General features: G+C 72.2%; 18 protein-coding genes. 8 read left to right on the top strand and 10 right to left on the bottom strand.

The window, feature by feature from the left end; translation table 11 throughout:
* Nucleotides 1-211: 211 nt before the first annotated feature.
* Complete coding sequence (locus KYY02_RS12295; RefSeq protein ID WP_371237939.1) at nt 212-1,078, bottom strand: hypothetical protein; 867 nt, start codon at nt 1,076-1,078, stop codon at nt 212-214.
* Between the two features lie 174 nt (nt 1,079-1,252).
* On the opposite strand from KYY02_RS12295, the gene KYY02_RS12290 reads away from it, so the two are divergent.
* Complete coding sequence (locus KYY02_RS12290) at nt 1,253-1,906, top strand: phosphatase PAP2 family protein (protein WP_371237938.1); 654 nt, start codon at nt 1,253-1,255, stop codon at nt 1,904-1,906.
* A gap of 6 nt (nt 1,907-1,912) precedes the next feature.
* Here the strand turns inward: KYY02_RS12290 and KYY02_RS12285 are convergent, their stop codons facing one another.
* Together KYY02_RS12285 and KYY02_RS12280 are read right to left on the bottom strand one after the other, a co-directional pair.
* Nucleotides 1,913-2,578, bottom strand: a complete 666-nt coding sequence (locus KYY02_RS12285; RefSeq protein ID WP_371237937.1) for a response regulator transcription factor — start codon at nt 2,576-2,578, stop codon at nt 1,913-1,915.
* Nucleotides 2,575-4,155: a sensor histidine kinase gene (locus tag KYY02_RS12280; RefSeq protein WP_371237936.1), complete on the bottom strand. Its 1,581-nt coding sequence runs from the start codon at nt 4,153-4,155 to the stop codon at nt 2,575-2,577. Before KYY02_RS12280 ends, KYY02_RS12285 begins: the two co-directional genes overlap by 4 nt.
* A gap of 131 nt (nt 4,156-4,286) precedes the next feature.
* Here KYY02_RS12280 and KYY02_RS12275 point away from each other — a divergent pair, with 131 nt between their 5' ends.
* The 5 genes from KYY02_RS12275 (at nt 4,287) to cseC (ending at nt 8,921) form a co-directional block, all read left to right on the top strand.
* A complete protein-coding gene (locus tag KYY02_RS12275; RefSeq protein ID WP_371237935.1) occupies nt 4,287-5,222 on the top strand; it encodes an HhH-GPD family protein in 936 nt (311 codons plus the stop codon).
* A 310-nt stretch (nt 5,223-5,532) separates the two neighbouring features.
* Nucleotides 5,533-6,084, top strand: coding sequence for a SigE family RNA polymerase sigma factor (locus KYY02_RS12270; RefSeq protein WP_371237934.1), 552 nt, complete (start codon nt 5,533-5,535; stop codon nt 6,082-6,084).
* Nucleotides 6,072-6,725, top strand: a complete 654-nt coding sequence (locus KYY02_RS12265; RefSeq protein WP_371237933.1) for a hypothetical protein — start codon at nt 6,072-6,074, stop codon at nt 6,723-6,725. Before KYY02_RS12270 ends, KYY02_RS12265 begins: the two co-directional genes overlap by 13 nt.
* 141 nt (nt 6,726-6,866) lie before the next feature.
* The gene (gene cseB, locus KYY02_RS12260; protein ID WP_371237932.1) at nt 6,867-7,565 is read left to right on the top strand and encodes a two-component system response regulator CseB; all 699 of its coding nucleotides are present in this window, start codon (nt 6,867-6,869) and stop codon (nt 7,563-7,565) included.
* A 9-nt stretch (nt 7,566-7,574) separates the two neighbouring features.
* A complete protein-coding gene (cseC, locus tag KYY02_RS12255; RefSeq protein ID WP_371237931.1) occupies nt 7,575-8,921 on the top strand; it encodes a two-component system sensor histidine kinase CseC in 1,347 nt (448 codons plus the stop codon).
* A gap of 264 nt (nt 8,922-9,185) precedes the next feature.
* Here the strand turns inward: cseC and KYY02_RS12250 are convergent, their stop codons facing one another.
* Nucleotides 9,186-9,890, bottom strand: a complete 705-nt coding sequence (locus KYY02_RS12250; protein ID WP_371237930.1) for a M23 family metallopeptidase — start codon at nt 9,888-9,890, stop codon at nt 9,186-9,188.
* A gap of 440 nt (nt 9,891-10,330) precedes the next feature.
* Between KYY02_RS12250 and KYY02_RS12245 the strand changes: the two genes are divergently transcribed.
* Nucleotides 10,331-10,969, top strand: coding sequence for an HAD family acid phosphatase (locus KYY02_RS12245; RefSeq protein WP_371237929.1), 639 nt, complete (start codon nt 10,331-10,333; stop codon nt 10,967-10,969).
* Between the two features lie 87 nt (nt 10,970-11,056).
* Here KYY02_RS12245 and KYY02_RS12240 read toward each other — a convergent pair whose 3' ends face one another.
* On the bottom strand, nt 11,057-13,582 hold the full coding sequence (locus tag KYY02_RS12240; RefSeq protein ID WP_371237928.1) for an ATP-dependent Clp protease ATP-binding subunit: 2,526 nt from the start codon (nt 13,580-13,582) through the stop codon (nt 11,057-11,059).
* Nucleotides 13,583-14,013: 431 nt separating this feature from the next.
* Between KYY02_RS12240 and KYY02_RS12235 the strand changes: the two genes are divergently transcribed.
* Nucleotides 14,014-14,673: an SCO3374 family protein gene (locus tag KYY02_RS12235; RefSeq protein ID WP_371237927.1), complete on the top strand. Its 660-nt coding sequence runs from the start codon at nt 14,014-14,016 to the stop codon at nt 14,671-14,673.
* On the opposite strand, the gene KYY02_RS12230 is transcribed toward KYY02_RS12235, so the two are convergent.
* From KYY02_RS12230 to KYY02_RS12210, 5 genes are all read right to left on the bottom strand, one after another.
* Nucleotides 14,652-14,987 (bottom strand): histone-like nucleoid-structuring protein Lsr2, encoded by a 336-nt coding sequence (locus KYY02_RS12230; protein WP_371237926.1) that lies wholly within the window; start codon nt 14,985-14,987, stop codon nt 14,652-14,654. The two genes, KYY02_RS12235 and KYY02_RS12230, sit on opposite strands and share 22 nt — an antisense overlap.
* Before the next feature lie 198 nt (nt 14,988-15,185).
* Complete coding sequence (locus tag KYY02_RS12225) at nt 15,186-15,719, bottom strand: amino-acid N-acetyltransferase (protein ID WP_371237925.1); 534 nt, start codon at nt 15,717-15,719, stop codon at nt 15,186-15,188.
* Between the two features lie 9 nt (nt 15,720-15,728).
* Complete coding sequence (locus KYY02_RS12220) at nt 15,729-16,130, bottom strand: BlaI/MecI/CopY family transcriptional regulator (RefSeq protein ID WP_371237924.1); 402 nt, start codon at nt 16,128-16,130, stop codon at nt 15,729-15,731.
* Nucleotides 16,131-16,255: 125 nt separating this feature from the next.
* The gene (locus KYY02_RS12215; RefSeq protein WP_371237923.1) at nt 16,256-16,432 is read right to left on the bottom strand and encodes a hypothetical protein; all 177 of its coding nucleotides are present in this window, start codon (nt 16,430-16,432) and stop codon (nt 16,256-16,258) included.
* A 27-nt stretch (nt 16,433-16,459) separates the two neighbouring features.
* The gene (locus tag KYY02_RS12210; protein ID WP_371237922.1) at nt 16,460-17,062 is read right to left on the bottom strand and encodes a hypothetical protein; all 603 of its coding nucleotides are present in this window, start codon (nt 17,060-17,062) and stop codon (nt 16,460-16,462) included.
* Nucleotides 17,063-17,309 lie beyond the last annotated feature (247 nt).

Below are 17,309 nucleotides of genomic sequence, written 5' to 3'. Positions count from 1 at the left end.
TTGTTCTCCGGCAGACCCTGACTGCCAGGCCCTGACTGCGGGCGGCCGGGGCGGTACGGGGGGCGATGGGGGTCCGGGGCGATGGGGTCCCCGCTCGGGCGAAGCCGGAAGTGGGGGAGGCGCCCGCAGGCGCCCCGCACCCACCCGCACCGCCCCCGGGGCGCCTCCCGGGCCCGAGGCACCGGGGGAGGCACGACTGCCCGCAGCCGGGTCAGTCCGCCTCCAGTACGAACGACGTCCGCACCTTCTCGAAGCCCGGTGCCTTCGCCTCCACCAGGTAGGTGCCCGCGCCGGCCGTCCCGGCCTTCGGCCTCGCGCACTCCGGTGCGCTCGCCTTGCGGTCCCACTCCACGGTGTACGTGATGCTGTCCTCCGCCGGCACCCGGAACACCAGACTCCGCTCCTCCTTCGGACAGTCGTCCGACGCCCAGTACGCGTCGTCGCCGCTCGCCGGAGTGATCGTCAACACCGCTTTCTCCGGCCCGAGATCGACCTTGCAGTCATTCCCGGAGGTGTTCCGCACGGTGAGCAGGAACGTGGGCTTCTGCCCCGGCTCATAGGCGTTGCGGGAGCTGCGCAGACTGAACTCCACGGCGTTCGCTGCACAGTTGGGAAGCGAGGACCCCGACCCGGACGGCAGCGCGTCATCCGCGCCGACCCCCGCCGACGTACCGCCCTCGGAGCCTCCGCCCGCGCTGCCCCCGGCGCCGCCACCGGAGTCCGCGGGATCGCCGTTGGCCCCGTCGTCCCCGGACCCGGACGACGAGCCGCCGGACCCGGACCCGGACCCGGAACCGCCGGAACCGCCCGGACCGTCGGATCCGCCACTCCCCGACTCGTCCCGCCCGCCCGGCGCCTGGCTGAACGCCGGACCCGAACTCGACGGTCCCGGAGTGATGGAGGGTGCGGGATTCTTGCCGCTGGCACCGTTGTCACGGTCATCGCCGCCCCCGCCGCCGGAGACCACCACCCAGATGATCAACAGCGCCAACAAGGCCAGCACGGACAGCAGTACGGCCCTCCGACGCCAGTAGATGGTGGAGGGAAGCGGCCCGACCGGATTGCGCAGAGATCCCACGGCGCAAACTGTACGAGAGATCGGCGCGTTCGCTTGTCCCACCCGCCGCTCCGAGCACAACTTTTCCGGATCATCATCCCGGTAAAGGCCCTGCCACCCCTGTCCTTCGTCAGGGCCGGCACACGACGGTCGCAGGGTGTGACCGTATCGGCGCCTCGCCTACCGTCCGTGACCATGGACTTCGTGGACAGCGGGCTCTACCGCGACATCACCGACCACGCGCACGACACCCCCGCGTGGGTGCGGCACACGGCCGAGATCGGGACGGAGGCCGGACTGCTGGTGTTCGTCGCGCTGTTCGTGGCCGGCTGGTGGCGCGCACGGCACGCGGACACCCGGGCGTTCGCGATCGCGGCCCTTGCACCTGTGGCCACGGCTGTGGCGTACGTGTGCAGCGAGGCGCTCAAGTCCTTTGTGACGCAGGAGCGTCCGTGCCGGGCGGTCGCCGACGCCGCCCCGTCCCTGGCGGAGTGCCCGGCGCACGGCGACTGGTCGTTCCCGAGCAACCACGCCACGATCGCGGGCGCCTCGGCCCTCTCGCTGGTCCTGGTCCGGCGCGTGCTCGTCCTGCTGACGGCCCCGCTGGCCCTGCTCCTGGCGTTCTCCCGGGTGTTCGTCGGTGTGCACTACCCGCACGACGTGGCGGCGGGCCTGCTGCTCGGCGCGGTCGTCGCCCTCACCGTCGTACGTCTGGGCACGCGCCCGGCGGTCCGGCTCACGGAGGCCGTGCGCGCGTCGTCGACGTCCACCGCGCGGTGGTTCACCGGGCCGGGGCCGTGCAGCGGCGCCCGCGCGCTGCCGCCGTGCGCCGCGCACCGGCGCCGTTGAGCGGGTTCAGTCCGCCACCAGGCCCGCCTCGTAGGCGACGATCGCCGCCTGTACGCGGTTGCGTACGCCGAGCCGGTCGAGGACCGCGCTGACGTACGCCTTCACCGTCCCCTCGACGAGATGCAGCCGGGCGGCGATCTCCGGGTTGGACAGTCCGGTCCCGACCAGGCCGAGGACCTCGCGTTCGCGCGGGCTCAGCACCGCCACGCGCGCGTGCGCCTCGGCCTCCCGGGCGAGCCGGCCGCCGCCGTCGGCTCCGCCGAGGCCCTCGATGACGTACCGGGCCACCTTGGGCGACAGGAAGGCGGCCCCGCCCGCCACCGCCCGTACTCCCGCGATGAGTTCGTACGGGTCGCCGGACTTCAGCAGGAAGCCGGTGGCGCCGCCGCCGAGGGCGCGGGCGACGTAGGCGCGTTCGGAGAAGGTGGTGAGCATGACGACGGCCGTGCCGGGGACGGCGCGGACGATCTCCTCGGCCGCCGCGAGCCCGTCCAGGCGGGGCATGCGGATGTCGAGCAGCGCCACGTCGGGGCGGTGCGCACGGGCCAGCTCGACGGCCTCGCGCCCGTCGCCCGCCTCGGCGACCACCTCCGTCTCGCCGCTGCTCCCCAGGATGGCGCGCACCCCGGCGCGCACCATCGCCTCGTCGTCGGCCAGCAGGACCCGGATCACGGTGCGAACTCCTCGTACTCGTCCCGCCCTTCGCCGGACGGGCCGACGCGCGGGATCACATCCTTGGCGGCCAGGCGCCCCTCGTCGTCGAAGCAGAGCCGGAAGTGGTCGACGGAGACGAGGAGCTCGCCGCTCGCGCGGTAGTAACGGCAGTCGGCGTCCTTCGGCGGCGCGGGCGCGCGCTCCGTCGGCGGGTCCCGGACGTGCCGGTCCGGCAGTGCCCGCGCGAGGTCCGCGACCGGCGTGCCCAGGCGCAGTCCGGCGTAGGCGGCGGGTTCCAGCACCGCGTGCGTCTCGGTGTACGCGTACCAGCCGAAGGCCGCGCCGACCAGGACGACGCCCGCGCCGGCGGCGGCGCCGAGGCCGACGGCGACACGGCGGCGGGCGCGGGTGAAGGGGGCGGAGGCGGGGCGGGGCGGCGCGGGCACCGCGTCCGCCCGCGCGGGGACGTACGCCCGGACGCGGAACCCGCCGGCGTGCGGGCCCGCCTCGAACGTGCCGCCGACCGCCGTGACGGCAGCGCGCAGTCCGGGCAGTCCCGAACCGCCGCCGGAGGCCCGGGACCCGTCGTGGGCCGGCCGTCCGTTGGTGACGGTGACGGTCGTTCCCCGTCCGTCGCCCCCCGTCACCGCCACGACGACGGGCGCGCCCGGAGCGTGCCGTGCCGCGTTGGTCAGCGCCTCCCTGGCCACCCGGTGCAGCAGCCTCTCGGTGACCTCGCCGGGCGCCACGGCCGTGCCCCGCCCGCCGGTCTCCCAGCGCACCGGCAGGCCGGACTCGGCGGCGCGGGCGACGAGTTGTTCGACGCTCTCGCCGGCCGGGGCGAGCGGCAGCGGCTCGTCCTCCTCCCGCAGGACGCCGATGATGCGGTGCAGCCGGTCCGTGGCGTCGGCGGCGGCGGCGCGCAGCTCGGCCGCGGCGGTCCGGTGGTGGCCGGGGAGGTCGGGGGCGACCTGGAGCGCGCCCGCACGCAGGGCGATCAGGCTCAGTTCGTGGCCCAGGGAGTCGTGCATGTCCTGGGCGATCCTGGCCCGCTCGCGCAGCCGGGCGCGCTCCCCGGTCAGGCGCTGCTCCTCCTCCAGGCGGGCGGCCCGCAGCCAGCCCGCCGCGGTGAGCGCGCGGCTCTGCCGCCAGTAGCGCCCGCCGAGCCAGGGGAGGACGCAGCCGAAGAGGAGGGTGCCGGTCAGGACCAGCCACTCGGGGGCCGGATCGACTCCCACGGACGCGATCTTCACGGTGCCGGCGCAGGCGACGGCGGCGAAGCACAGCGCCGCGGGGACCGTACGGGGCGCCCGCAGGCCGAGCAGCAGCGCGAACGCGCCGAGGGCGGGGCCGTAGGAGACGCTGAACAGGGCCGGGGCGGCGGCGAGGCTCAGCGCGGCCGCCAGCCCGAAGGCGACCGCCGGCCGGCGCCGGGCCACGGCGGTGGCGGCGGCGAGCACGCCGAGTCCGGCGAGCTGCTGCCAGAGCGGACGCGGCTCGTTCAGCCCGAGCCGGTCGGTGCAGACCGCCGGCAGGGCGAGGGCCGTCCAGAGCAGGCAGCCCTGGGCGAGCACGGCGGGACGGGCACGTTCCATGTCCCCGACGCTACAAGCGGACGGGGGTGTGCCACCGCTGTCGATCGTCAGGTGTGCCCTCACCCTGCGGGAGGCCCCCGCCGTGGCGCTCCCACCGCGGACGGGGCCCGGCGTGGGAGGATCGAGGGGCCATGACTGCTCCCACCAAACCCCCGTACGGCCCTGTCGCCGATTCCGTGTCCGAGCGCGCTCCCGGTGAGCCGCTGCACTCCCCCGTCATCGACTGGTTCGACGAGCACGCCCGGGATCTGCCGTGGCGGCGCCCGGAGGCCGGTGCGTGGGGGGTGATGGTCAGTGAGTTCATGCTGCAGCAGACCCCGGTGAACCGGGTCCTGCCCGTCTACGAGCAGTGGCTGGCCCGCTGGCCGCGCCCCGCCGACCTCGCCGCCCAGGCGCCCGGCGAGGCGGTCCGCGCCTGGGGCCGGCTCGGTTACCCGCGCCGCGCGCTCCGGCTGCACGGCGCCGCCGTCGCCATAACGGAGCGGCACGGCGGCGACGTACCGGCCGACCACGCCCAGTTGCTGGCGCTGCCCGGCATCGGGGAGTACACGGCCGCGGCGGTGGCGTCGTTCGCGTACGGGCAGCGGCACGCGGTGCTGGACACCAACGTGCGCCGGGTCCTCGCCCGAGCGGTCACCGGAGCGCAGTACCCGCCGAACGCCACCACCGCCGCCGAGCGCCGGCTGGCCCGGACCCTGCTGCCGGAGGACGCCGCGACCGCCGCGCGGTGGGCCGCCGCCTCCATGGAGCTGGGCGCGCTGGTGTGCACGGCGAAGAACGAGTCGTGCCACCGCTGCCCGATCGCCGCGCAGTGCGCCTGGCGGCTGGCGGGCAAGCCGGCCCACGACGGTCCGCCGCGCCGGGGCCAGACGTACGCGGGCACGGACCGCCAGGTCCGCGGGCGGCTGCTGGCCGTGTTGCGGGAGGCGCACGCTCCGGTGCCGCAGGCCGCGCTGGACCGGGTGTGGCACGAGCCGGTCCAGCGCGCCCGCGCGCTGGACGGTCTGGTCGCCGACGGTCTGGTGGAGCCGCTGCCGGGCGGTCTGTACCGGCTGCCGATGACCTGACGCCGGGCACAGCCGGTGCACACACCCGTCTGACGTCACATACAGCCGCTTCACACGCGCCCCACCGGCACGGCCGGTCATGTCACCCCGCACCGCACTCGACCGGCCGGCCGGCCGCTTCGCCCCGTTCCTCCTTCCGTTACACAACCGACGGACAGCCGAGTGCTTCCCGCAGGCTGCTCCGGACAGCACCGTGACAACGCCTCCGTACCTTCGGTCACGTGCTCGACGAGAGCACGGGGACGACGGAGCACGAGCGGCGACCGGCCCGCGCGGGCGGGCCGGCACGGGGAACGGGAGGCGGTTCACCATGGCGCAGGACACGGCGCGGGGCGAGGTGCTCGCATTCGAGGAGTACGTCCGCACCCGGCAGGACGCGCTGCTGCGCAGCGCCCGCCGCCTGGTCCCGGACCCCGTCGACGCGCAGGATCTGCTGCAGACCGCGCTGGTCCGGACGTACGGCCGCTGGGAGACCATCGAGGACAAGCGGCTGGCCGACGCCTATCTGCGCCGGGTCATGATCAACACGCGGACGGAGTGGTGGCGGGCCCGCAAGCTGGAGGAGGTGCCCACCGAGCAGCTTCCGGAAGCCTGTGTGGACGACGCCACCGAGCAGCACGCCGACCGCGCCCTGCTGATGGACGTCCTGAAGGTCCTCGCCCCGAAGCAGCGCAGTGTCGTGGTGCTGCGACACTGGGAGCAGATGTCCACGGACGAGACGGCCGCCGCCCTCGGCATGTCGGCCGGAACGGTCAAGAGCACGCTGCACCGGGCGCTCGCCCGGCTCCGTGAGGAGCTTCAGGCGCGCGACCTGGAAGCACGTGCGCTGGAGCGTGAGGAGCGGGAGCGTTGCGCGGCCTGACCGGCACGGGGCCCACACGGGCCCGCACCGCCGCCCGGGCGGCGGGCACGGCGACGACCGCGCTCGCCGCCGCCGTCCTGTTCGCCGGTTGCGGCACGGGCGGCACCGGCGCGCGGGACGAGGGCCCGGCGCACGCGGACTCCGTGGCGAGCGCCCCCGCCGCGGCGGCGTCGGCACAGCCCTCGCGGACCCCCGACCGGGCGGAAGCGGTCCGGCTGGTCAAGGCCGACCCGGCGGTCTCGGCGGAGGTCAAGCGGGAGCTGCAACCGTGCGTCGCCGACGAGTACCCCGTCGACGTGAGCTACGGCGATCTCACCCGGGGAGACGTCGACGACGTCGTCGTCAACGTGCTGACCTGCGGGGACGCGGTGGGCGTCGGCTCGTACGTGTACCGCGAACAGGACGGTGCGTACGTGAACGCGTTCTCGGCCGAGGAGCCCCCGGTGTACGCGGAGATCGACCGCGGGGACCTGGTGGTGACCAAGCAGGTGTACGACCCGGGGGACCCGGTGGCGAGTCCGTCCGGGGAGAACGTGATCACGTACCGCTGGGGCTCGGGCCGGTTCACCGAGAAGTACCGCACGCACAACGACTACGGACAGGTGGCCGTCGCGGAGCCGTCGCCGGGGCCCGCCGGCTGAGACATGGCTCACGGCGTGAACCTGCGGGGCCGCCCGGACCGATGGACGGGTGAACCCGCGGCACGGCCCCCGCGTCCGTGCGGGGGGCGGAAGAAACCGTCCGCACCGACCCGAGATCACACGAGGACTGAGAGCACCGGGATGGCAGACCAGACCCACGTCCTGTTCGTCGAGGACGACGACGTCATCCGCGAGGCCACCCAGCTCACCCTGGAGCGGGACGGCTTCGCGGTCACCGCGAGGCCCGACGGGCTGTCGGGCCTGGAGGCGTTCCGCACGGACCGTCCCGACATCGCGCTGCTCGACGTCATGGTCCCCGGGCTCGACGGGGTCAGCCTGTGCCGGCGTATCCGGGACGAGTCGATGGTGCCGGTGATCATGCTGTCTGCGCGGGCCGACGCCATCGACGTGGTGCTGGGCCTGGAGGCGGGCGCCGACGACTACGTGACCAAGCCGTTCGACAGTGCCGTGCTCGTGGCCCGGATCCGCGCGGTGCTGCGCCGCTTCGGGCGCGCGAACGGCGGCCGGCAGGACGCGGCGGGACCGGGCGACGGGGGCGTGCTCGCGTTCGGCGAACTGGTGGTCGACACCGGGGGCATGGAGGTGCGCCGGGCGGGCGAGCCGGTGGCGCTGACACCGACCGAGATGCGGCTGCTGCTGGAGTTCTCCGCGGCGCCGGGCACCGTGCTCTCCCGCGACAAGCTGCTCGAACGGGTGTGGGAGTACGGCTGGGGCGGAGACACCCGGGTCGTGGACGTCCATGTGCAGCGACTGCGTACGAAGATCGGCCAGGAACGCATCGAGACGGTCCGCGGCTTCGGCTACAAACTGAAGGCCTGAGAGAAACCGATGCGGGGGTACTTCCGGCGCCTGGTGGCGGCGTCCGTCGGCCGGGCGGGCATAGGCACGGGTCTGCGGTGGAAGCTCAGCGCCGCCATCGCGCTGGTCGGTGCGCTGGTGGCGATCGCGCTGAGTCTGGTCGTGCACAACGCGGCCCGGGTGTCGATGCTGGACAACGCGCGCGACCTGGCGGACGAGCGCATCCTGATCGCCCAGCGCAACTACGAGCTGTCGGGGCGGCTGAACTTCCCCAACACCAGGATCGACGACCCGGAGCTGCCGAAGGAGCTGCGGAAGAAGGCCGAGGAGGGCCGCCGGGCGACCTACGTGGCCGACCGGCCGGGCGGGGCGCCGGACATCTGGGCGGCGGTGCCGCTGAAGAACGGGCACGTGATGTCCCTGCACTCCGGTTTCACGGACCGCAGCTCGAACATCCTCAAGGACCTCGACCAGGCCCTGGTGATCGGCTCCATCGCGGTGGTGCTGGGCGGCAGCGCGCTCGGGGTGCTCATCGGGGGGCACCTGTCGCGGCGGCTGCGGAAGGCGGCCACGGCCGCCAACCGGGTCGCCAAGGGCGAGACGGACGTCCGGGTGCGCGAGGCCATCGGCGGGGTGGTGCGGGACGAGACCGACGACCTGGCCAGCGCGGTGGACGCCATGGCGGATGCGCTGCAGCAGCGGCTGGAGGCCGAACGCCGGGTCACCGCCGACATCGCGCACGAGCTGCGCACCCCCGTGACCGGTCTGCTCACCGCCGCCGAACTACTGCCGCCGGGCCGGCCGACCGAGCTGGTGCTGGACCGGGCCAAGGCGATGCGCACCCTCGTCGAGGACGTCCTGGAGGTGGCCCGGCTGGACAGCGCGTCCGAGCGGGCCGAACTGCAGGACATCCTGCTGGGCCGGTTCGTCGTCCGGCGGGTCCGGGCGAAGGACCCGGACGCCACGGTGCGGGTGGTGCACGAGTCGGAGGTGACCACCGACCCGCGGCGCCTGGAGCGCGTGCTGTTCAACCTGCTCGCCAACGCCGCCCGGCACGGCAGGCCGCCCGTCGAGGTCACCGTCGAGGGCCGGGTCATCCGGGTCCGCGACCACGGGCCGGGCTTCCCCGAGACCCTGCTCGCCGAGGGGCCGAGCCGCTTCCGCACCGGCAGCGCGGACCGGGCCGGCCGGGGTCACGGGCTGGGCCTGACGATCGCGGCGGGGCAGGCCCGGGTACTGGGCGCACGGCTGACCTTCCGCAACGTACGCCCGGCGGGGGCTTCGGACGACGTGCCGGCCGAGGGCGCGGTCGCCGTGCTGTGGCTGCCCGAACACGCGCCGACGAACACCGGGAGCTACCCGGTGCTGGCGCAGTGACCGAACGGCCCCGCCGACGGCGCGCAGGCCCCCGACGGGATGTACACCATCGGGGGCCTGTGCGCCGTTCGGGGTCCGACGGGCTCGGTCACCGCCGCCGGAGCCGGGGGGCCGTCGTCGGTGCCCTCCTTCCGGGGGCCCGCGCCTTTCAGCGTGGACGGCACCGGACAGCGGCGCCGCGGGGACACCCGCCGCCACGTCCAGGACGCGGCGCTCGAACTCTTCGCCGGGCAGGGCCATGAGAAGACCTCGCTGTGCGAGATCTCAGATTGTCACGCCGTGGGCGCGCAGGAACTTCGCCGGGTCCATGGCGGAGCCGTAGTTCGGGGTGGTGCGGATCTCGAAGTGCAGGTGCGGGCCGCTGGAGTTGCCGGTGTTGCCGGACAGGGCGATCTTCTGTCCGGTCTTGACGATCTGGCCGGCCTTCACGTTGACCTGCGACAGGTGGGCGTACTGGGAGTACGTCCCGTCGCCGTGGTTGATGACGACCGCGTTGCCGTACGCGGGGCCGTCGCCGGCGCCGTTGGGGCCGGCCTTGACGACGGTGCCGCCGTGCGCGGCCAGCACCGCGGTGCCGGTCGGGACGGCGTAGTCCTGGCCGCTGTGCTTGGACGCCCACATGCCGCCGTTCTGGGCGAAGCTCGCGGACAGCGTGTAGCTCTTCACCGGGGAGACCCAGGAAGCCTTCTTCTTGGCGGCGGCCTGGGCTGCCTTCTTGGCCTGGGCGGCCTTCGCAGCCTTCGCCTGGGCGGCCTTCTCGGCCTGGGCGGCCTGGGTCTTCGCGGCCTTGGCCTGGGCGGCGGCCTGCGCCTGGACTGCGTCGGCGACGCCGGACGCGGCCGTGGTGTCGGCGGCGGCCGCGACCCCGGTTCCCATCACGACCGAGGCCCCCAGTCCGGCGGCCAGCACGGCGGCGCGGGTGCGGATCCGGGACGTGCGGAAGGAACGGGACGTGACGCGCTGGGACATACGAACCTCATCAGGAGGGGGCAGAGGAAAACCACCCGGCGGACGGATCCGCGCCTCGGTGGTGGTTCATTGGTAGCCCCTCCGCCGATAACCGCGCAAAGGTGTGACCTACGAAGAAAAGTCGTAGATGTGTCCTGAGATGCAGGTCTCTTGACACAGCACTCGTATGGGGTGAAACCCCCCATTTGGAGCCGATCGACCAGAATATCGGGTCAAATGCCCGTCTCACGAAAGAGCTTTAGCTACTATTCCGGCTAGTAACGGGCAAATCGCCTGTGCAGCATGTCACCGACGACCGGGTTCGGCCATTCCGCATATGTGACGCAGGCCTCCGGACGCCCACCGTTCGGCAACCCTACGGTCCACCTCACGTCACCCTCGCAGACGAGCATGCACACGACACGCTGGCAGCTCCACGGACGTGAGAGGACCCCCACGAGATGAGAAGCCGCCGCTCCTGGCCGATCCGCGCATCGGTCACCGCTGTCTCCGCGGCCGCCCTGGTGGCCCTGGCCGCACCGGCCGAGGCCATCACCCCCACTCCACCGGCCGCTTCCCCGGCGGCAGCCGCCACCGCGGCGGCGGACGTCGACTACGACACCTGGCAGCGTGACTGCCGGGCGGTCATGGACCAGGCCCTGCCCTATCTGAAGCAGCGGATCGGGGACGCCCGGCCGGGCGAGAAGCAGGCGATCGTCCTCGACGTCGACAACACCGCGCTGGAGACCGACTTCGGGTTCAGCTTCCCGCAACCCGCCAACGAGCCGGTCCTGGAGGTAGCGGAGTACGCGCAGGAGCACGGCGTCGCCGTGTTCTTCGTGACCGCCCGCCCGGGCATCATCCACGCGCCCACCGACTGGAACCTCGACCACGTCGGCTACGAGTCCTCCGGTCTGTACGTCCGCGGGTTCTTCGACCTGTTCAAGAACGTCGCCGACTACAAGACCGCTCAGCGCGTCAACATCGAGGCCAAGGGATACACGATCATCGCCAACATCGGAAACAGCGCCACCGACCTGTCGGGCGGCCACGCCGAGAAGACGTTCAAGCTGCCGGACTACGACGGCCGGCTGTCCTGAACCGGACGCAGCCACGGGAAAAGGGGTCTGCCCCGGGACGTGTGTCCCGGGGCAGACCCCTTCTTCCGTTCGGGCCGAGCGCGGCGCCTACGCGTCCTTGCTCAGGTTCGGGCCGGCTCCGCCGGCCGCCTGCTCGATCGGCGGAACGTCGGGCAGGGCCGACTTCTCCTCGCCGCGGAAGGTGAAGGTCCGCGACTCGCCCTCGCCCTCGGTGTCCACGACCACGATGTGACCGGGACGCAGCTCGCCGAAGAGGATCTTCTCCGACAGCGTGTCCTCGATCTCCCGCTGGATGGTCCGGCGCAGCGGCCGGGCGCCCAGCACGGGGTCGTAGCCCTTCCTGGACAGCAGTTCCTTGGCGGACTGGGAGAGCTCGATGCCCATGTCCCGGTCCTTGAGCCGCTCGTCCACCTTGCCGATCATCAGGTCGACGATCTTCAGGATGTCGTCCTGCGTGAGCTGCGGGAAGACCACCACGTCGTCGACACGGTTGAGGAACTCGGGCCGGAAGTGCTGCTTGAGCTCGTCCGAGACCTTGTTCTTCATGCGCTCGTAGTTGGTCTTCGTGTCGCCCTGGGCGGCGAAGCCCAGGTTGAAGCCCTTGGAGATGTCCCGGGTGCCGAGGTTGGTCGTCATGATGATGACCGTGTTCTTGAAGTCCACGACCCGGCCCTGGGAATCGGTCAGACGACCGTCCTCCAGGATCTGCAGCAGCGAGTTGAAGATGTCCGGGTGGGCCTTCTCGACCTCGTCGAAGAGGACGACCGAGAACGGCTTGCGGCGCACCTTCTCCGTCAGCTGGCCGCCCTCCTCGTAGCCCACGTAGCCGGGGGGCGAACCGAAGAGACGCGACACCGTGTGCTTCTCGCTGAACTCCGACATGTCGAGGGAGATCAGCGCCTCCTCGTCACCGAAGAGGAACTCCGCCAGGGCCCTGGACAGCTCGGTCTTACCGACGCCGGACGGACCGGCGAAGATGAACGAGCCACCGGGACGCTTCGGGTCCTTCAGGCCGGCACGGGTACGGCGGATCGCCTTGGACAGCGCCTTGACGGCGTCGACCTGGCCGATGACCCGCTTGTGGAGCTCGTCCTCCATGCGCAGCAGGCGGGACGACTCCTCCTCCGTGAGCTTGAAGACCGGGATGCCCGTCGCCGTGGCGAGGACCTCGGCGATCAGCTCGCCGTCGACCTCGGCGACGACGTCCATGTCGCCGGCCTTCCACTCCTTCTCCCGCTTCGCCTTGGCGGCGAGGAGCTGCTTCTCCTTGTCGCGCAGGGAGGCGGCCTTCTCGAAGTCCTGCGAGTCGATCGCGGACTCCTTGTCGCGGCGGACGCCGGCGATCTTCTCGTCGAACTCGCGCAGGTCCGGCGGCGCGGTCATCCGGCGGATGCGCATCCGGGAACCGGCCTCGTCGATCAGGTCGATCGCCTTGTCCGGCAGGAAGCGGTCCGAGATGTAGCGGTCGGCGAGCGTCGCCGCCTGGACCAGGGCCTCGTCGGTGATGGAGACGCGGTGGTGCGCCTCGTACCGGTCGCGCAGACCCTTGAGGATCTCGATCGTGTGCGGCAGGGACGGCTCCGCGACCTGGATGGGCTGGAAGCGGCGCTCCAGGGCCGCGTCCTTCTCCAGGTGCTTGCGGTACTCGTCCAGCGTGGTCGCACCGATGGTCTGCAGCTCACCGCGGGCCAGCATCGGCTTGAGGATGCTCGCGGCGTCGATGGCGCCCTCGGCGGCGCCCGCACCGACCAGCGTGTGCAGCTCGTCGATGAACAGGATGATGTCGCCGCGGGTGCGGATCTCCTTGAGCACCTTCTTCAGGCGCTCCTCGAAGTCACCGCGGTAGCGGGAGCCGGCGACCAGGGCACCGAGGTCCAGGGTGTAGAGGTGCTTGTCCTTGAGGGTCTCGGGCACCTCGCCCTTGACGATGGCCTGGGCCAGGCCCTCGACGACGGCGGTCTTGCCGACGCCGGGCTCACCGATCAGCACCGGGTTGTTCTTGGTACGGCGGGACAGCACCTGCATGACCCGCTCGATCTCCTTCTCGCGCCCGATGACCGGGTCGAGCTTGGACTCACGAGCGGCCTGGGTGAGGTTCCGGCCGAACTGGTCGAGGACCAGGGACGTGGAGGGAGTGCCCTCGGCAGGACCGCCGGCGGTGGCGGTCTCCTTGCCCTGGTAACCGGAGAGCAGCTGGATGACCTGCTGCCGCACCCGGTTCAGATCGGCGCCCAGCTTGACCAGGACCTGGGCGGCGACGCCCTCGCCCTCACGGATCAGGCCGAGCAGGATGTGCTCCGTGCCGATGTAGTTGTGGCCCAGCTGAAGGGCCTCGCGGAGCGACAGCTCCAGGACCTTCTTGGCACGGGGGGTGAAGGGGATGTGACCCGACGGGGCCTGCTGGCCCTGCCCGATGATCTCCTCCACCTGCTGGCGGACCGCCTCGAGCGAAATCCCGAGGCTCTCAAGGGCCTTGGCGGCGACACCCTCACCCTCGTGGATCAGGCCCAGGAGGATGTGCTCGGTGCCGATGTAGTTGTGGTTGAGCATCCGGGCTTCTTCCTGAGCCAGGACGACAACCCGCCGCGCGCGGTCGGTGAACCTCTCGAACATCGTTAATCGCTCCTCAGAGCGGTCAGGCAGTGGGGGGAACTTCCCCTCCCTGTCCTTCCGCAGCTTAGTCCCGCGAGCGGGGACCGCTCATTCCAACTGCCGACACCGTCGATGGCCTCCTGACCCCGCTCACGCCGACATCTGCTCCAACCCGATGGTGCGAGACGATGTTCCCGCGGGCCAGGCAGTTACCCCCTTCGCCAGTACGCCCATGGCGAACGGGAGACGTCCCGCCCCGCATGTCGCCCCCTCTCACTAGGGATGTCTTACCCGCTGCCACGGACACTCCATGCCGAGTGCACGGGTTCCCTCCGCTACGGGCGAACAACCTTGCACCTCCCCGCACCCCCGCACGCCCCTTTGTTCGACACCCTCCGCTCACGCACGAGCACCCAACGTAACCCGGAGGGCACGGAAGCGTTGCTCCCGGCATGGTCCGGACCGTCACCCCCGCGGAGCCGCTCCTCCGCCGGCCGCTCGCACCGAGCGACGACGTGCGCCTCTGGTACGAGAACGCGCTGCAGTGGCCCACGGTGCCCGGGACGCCGGTGCGGCTGGCGGTGGGCGTGCGCTTCGACGTCCTGGACGTGCCCGTGGAGGCGGGCCGCGCGGCACTGGAGCACCTGGCGCGCTCGGCGGCTCCCGGGCGGGGGTTCCCCGTGGCCCTGGGGGGCGGCCGGATGCGGCTGCTGGTGGCGGCGGGCAGCGCGGAGGAGCTGCCGGGGCTGCTGGAGTGGCTGGACTGGGGCTCGCTGGAGCTGGACCTGGTGGCGATCGGCGCGGGAGGCCTCATGGACGCCCCCCGCCCCCCTGGCGCCGCCGTCGTCGGCTCCGGCGCCCGGCCGCTCCCCCTGGACCGCGGTGGATCGCAGGGGGTCGCCGTGTGGTTGCGGCCCCCCGAGCCGGGACGCGGGGCCGGGGCCTCGCTGCCGACGCTGTCGGCGATGGGCGCGAGGGGGGACGGTGACGGCCCCCCGGACCTCGTGCGCCTGGTGAACACGGTGGCGACGCAGATCCACCGGGTCCGGCTGCGGCGTGCGGGTGCGGCCGCCGCTCCACGGGCCGACGGTCAGCCGTTGGCCTTCTCGTAGGCCTCGCGGATGGACGCGGGGACACGGCCGCGGTCGTTGACCTCGTAACCGTTCTCCTTCGCCCACGCACGGATGGCCGCGGTGTCCTGGCTGCCGCCGGAAGCGGCACGCGCCTTTCCGCGTCCGCCCGCAGCGCGGCCTCCGGTACGACGACCGCCCTTCACGTAAGGCTCGAGAAGGCCACGGAGCTTGTCCGCATTGGCGGTGGTGAGATCAATCTCGTACGTCTTGCCGTCCAACGCGAACGTCACGGTCTCGTCCGCCTCGCCGCCGTCGAGGTCGTCGACAAGAAGGACCTGAACCTTCTGTGCCACCGGATTTCCTTTCATCGATAACTTGAGGGCCGGGGTGTGCCGGCGTCCGCCGTATCGCCGCCCCTTGTTATATGCAGTACTGCAGTACTCCGGAAAGCAAACCGCTTTTGCCGGAAAAACACAAACCCCTGACAGGGCCCCGCCCCCGCACCCGGCACGGAAACATGCGCGTTTCGGACATAGGGCACCGCGCGCAGATCAAAGATGCAGAAGCATCCGACTGTTGCCCAAGGTGTTCGGTTTCACGCGTTCGAGGCCGAGGAACTCCGCGACACCCTCGTCATAGGAGCGCAGCAACTCCGCGTACACATCGGTGTCGACGGGCGTCTCCCCGATCTCCACGAAGCCGTGCCTGCCGAAGAAGTCCACTTCGAAGGTCAGGCAGAATACGCGCCGAACACCGAGCCAGCGGGCCGTCTCCAGCAGCTTCTCCAGCAACCGGTGCCCGACGCCCGCGCCCTTCAGGCCGGGCTTCACGGCGAGAGTGCGGACTTCCGCGAGGTCTTCCCACATCACGTGCAGGGCGCCGCAGCCGACCACCTCCGCGTTGTCGTCCCGCTCCGCGACCCAGAACTCCTGGATGTCCTCGTAAAGCGTCACCGTTGCTTTGTCGAGCAGGATGCGCCCGCGGACGTAGGCGTCAAGGAGCCGGCGCACGGCGGGGACATCGCTGGTGCGGGCCCGTCGGACCGTGATGGCTTTTGCGGGGACTTCGGGGCTGGCTGCGGACATGTGCGGACGCTATCGTCCGCTCCGGTCCTCCGCGGAGCCGGGGTTCTCGTCGGCGGGGGTTTCCGGGAGCCGGACGATGCGGATCGCGTCGGTGAGAGCCTGTCGCTGTTCCTCGCTCATCATGCCGAAGAACGCGACGAGAGCGGCGGCGGCGTTGTCGCTCTGCGACCACGCTTCGTTCATCAGCGCGGCGGCGTAGGCGGCGCGAGTGGAGACCGCCTCATATCGATAGGCCCTGCCTTCCGCCTCCCGGCGCACCCAGCCCTTCTGATGGAGATTGTCCAAAACGGTCATCACCGTGGTGTACGCGATGGACCGTTCCTTCTGAAGATCTTCCAGGACTTCCCGAACGGTCACCGGGCGGTTCCACTTCCACACCCGCGTCATGACCGCGTCTTCGAGTTCTCCCAAGGGGCGAGGCACAACTCAGAACAATAGTGGCGGATCCCGCCAATCGCGTGCCGAAGGGCATGATCATCGGCAAACGTGAACAAAAAGGGCGTACGACCTTTGATCGTACGCCGGGGCGGTCGGGGTCAGACTTCGGTCTTCGGGGCGGGCCGGGAGCCCTGCGCCCGTGCGGGGGCCGCGTCGACCACGGCGTCCTCCTTGGTCTTGTTGGCGCCGCCCTGGGTCTTCACGATCACCCGGATCACGCCGATGAAGAGAGCGGCCATGACGACCGGGGGAAGGAGCGCGGAGACGTAGTCCATGGGTCCAGGGTAGGACAGCGGGGGTCGTCAGCCGGCGACCAGGTGCCGGTCCGCCGGGGGCGGGGTGGGTCTGCGGCGGGGGAAGACCTCGCCGGGGGTGGGCACGGGGCGGGCGGGGGAGGGAGCGGGGGTGGGGGCGGGAGCGGGTGCAGGGGTGGGGGCGGGAGCGGGGTTCGGCGGGGTGGCGGGGGGCTTCCGGGCCGGGTCCCGCTTCTCCCCCGGGTCCCCGGTGGCCGCGCGACCGCCGGGGAGGGCCAGGAGGAGGGCGCGCCGGCAGCGGTGCAGAAGGGCGGCGGCGGTGGGGTTGCCGCTCAGGGCCCGGAGGGCGGCCAGGTCGTCGGGGCGGGGGCGGTACCCGGCGCCCAGCGCCTCCTCCAGGAGCGCGAGGTAGCCGGCGGCGGTGCCGGGGAGGGCGGCGCGGTAGCGGCCGAGGTCGGCCAGGAGGAAGGCGCGCAGCCTGGCACTCTCCCGCGTCGCCTCGGCAAGGTCCGCGGCGAGGCGGCGGCAGTCCTGGAGGTCGTCGGCCGGGGCGGGGGCGGGGTGCAGGGCGAGGGCGAGGGCGCGGCGGAGCACACACAGCTCCTGCGCGCCGAACGCCATGCCGCCGCGGGATCCGTAGGGCGTGGGCATGCCGCGACGATACGCGCTAATCAGACAAACACCGCGTATGGGTCAGGTGTGGCGCGGGGCGCCACCCGGGTGGGCGGAATGCCCGCGACGCAGGGTCAGGCCCGGCGGGGCGCGGGTCCTGCGCCCGCGACACAGGGTTCGGCCCGATGGGAGCACGGCTCCTGCGCCCACGACACAGGGTTCGGCCCGGTGGGGGCTCGAGTGGCGCCTGTAGTCGGTGGGGGGAGCGGGGCCGTGTCGGGGGTGT

The organism is Streptomyces pimonensis, from assembly GCF_041380215.1.
GTDB lineage: Bacteria > Actinomycetota > Actinomycetes > Streptomycetales > Streptomycetaceae > Streptomyces > Streptomyces pimonensis.
This window is presented reverse-complemented; position numbering and strand designations above follow the sequence as displayed.

Excerpts from the sequence above, each read along its gene's own strand:
- cseC (WP_371237931.1), top strand. The coding sequence starts at position 7,575 with ATGCGGGGGTACTTCCGGCGCCTGGTGGCGGCGTCCGTCGGCCGGGCG.
- KYY02_RS12210 (WP_371237922.1), bottom strand. The coding sequence starts at position 17,062 with ATGCCCACGCCCTACGGATCCCGCGGCGGCATGGCGTTCGGCGCGCAG.
- KYY02_RS12240 (WP_371237928.1), bottom strand. The coding sequence starts at position 13,582 with ATGTTCGAGAGGTTCACCGACCGCGCGCGGCGGGTTGTCGTCCTGGCT.
- KYY02_RS12250 (WP_371237930.1), bottom strand. The coding sequence starts at position 9,890 with ATGTCCCAGCGCGTCACGTCCCGTTCCTTCCGCACGTCCCGGATCCGC.
- KYY02_RS12225 (WP_371237925.1), bottom strand. The coding sequence starts at position 15,719 with ATGTCCGCAGCCAGCCCCGAAGTCCCCGCAAAAGCCATCACGGTCCGA.
- KYY02_RS12280 (WP_371237936.1), bottom strand. The coding sequence starts at position 4,155 with ATGGAACGTGCCCGTCCCGCCGTGCTCGCCCAGGGCTGCCTGCTCTGG.
- KYY02_RS12245 (WP_371237929.1), top strand. The coding sequence starts at position 10,331 with ATGAGAAGCCGCCGCTCCTGGCCGATCCGCGCATCGGTCACCGCTGTC.
- KYY02_RS12275 (WP_371237935.1), top strand. The coding sequence starts at position 4,287 with ATGACTGCTCCCACCAAACCCCCGTACGGCCCTGTCGCCGATTCCGTG.
- KYY02_RS12215 (WP_371237923.1), bottom strand. The coding sequence starts at position 16,432 with ATGGACTACGTCTCCGCGCTCCTTCCCCCGGTCGTCATGGCCGCTCTC.
- KYY02_RS12235 (WP_371237927.1), top strand. The coding sequence starts at position 14,014 with ATGGTCCGGACCGTCACCCCCGCGGAGCCGCTCCTCCGCCGGCCGCTC.
- cseB (WP_371237932.1), top strand. The coding sequence starts at position 6,867 with ATGGCAGACCAGACCCACGTCCTGTTCGTCGAGGACGACGACGTCATC.
- KYY02_RS12290 (WP_371237938.1), top strand. The coding sequence starts at position 1,253 with ATGGACTTCGTGGACAGCGGGCTCTACCGCGACATCACCGACCACGCG.
- KYY02_RS12270 (WP_371237934.1), top strand. The coding sequence starts at position 5,533 with ATGGCGCAGGACACGGCGCGGGGCGAGGTGCTCGCATTCGAGGAGTAC.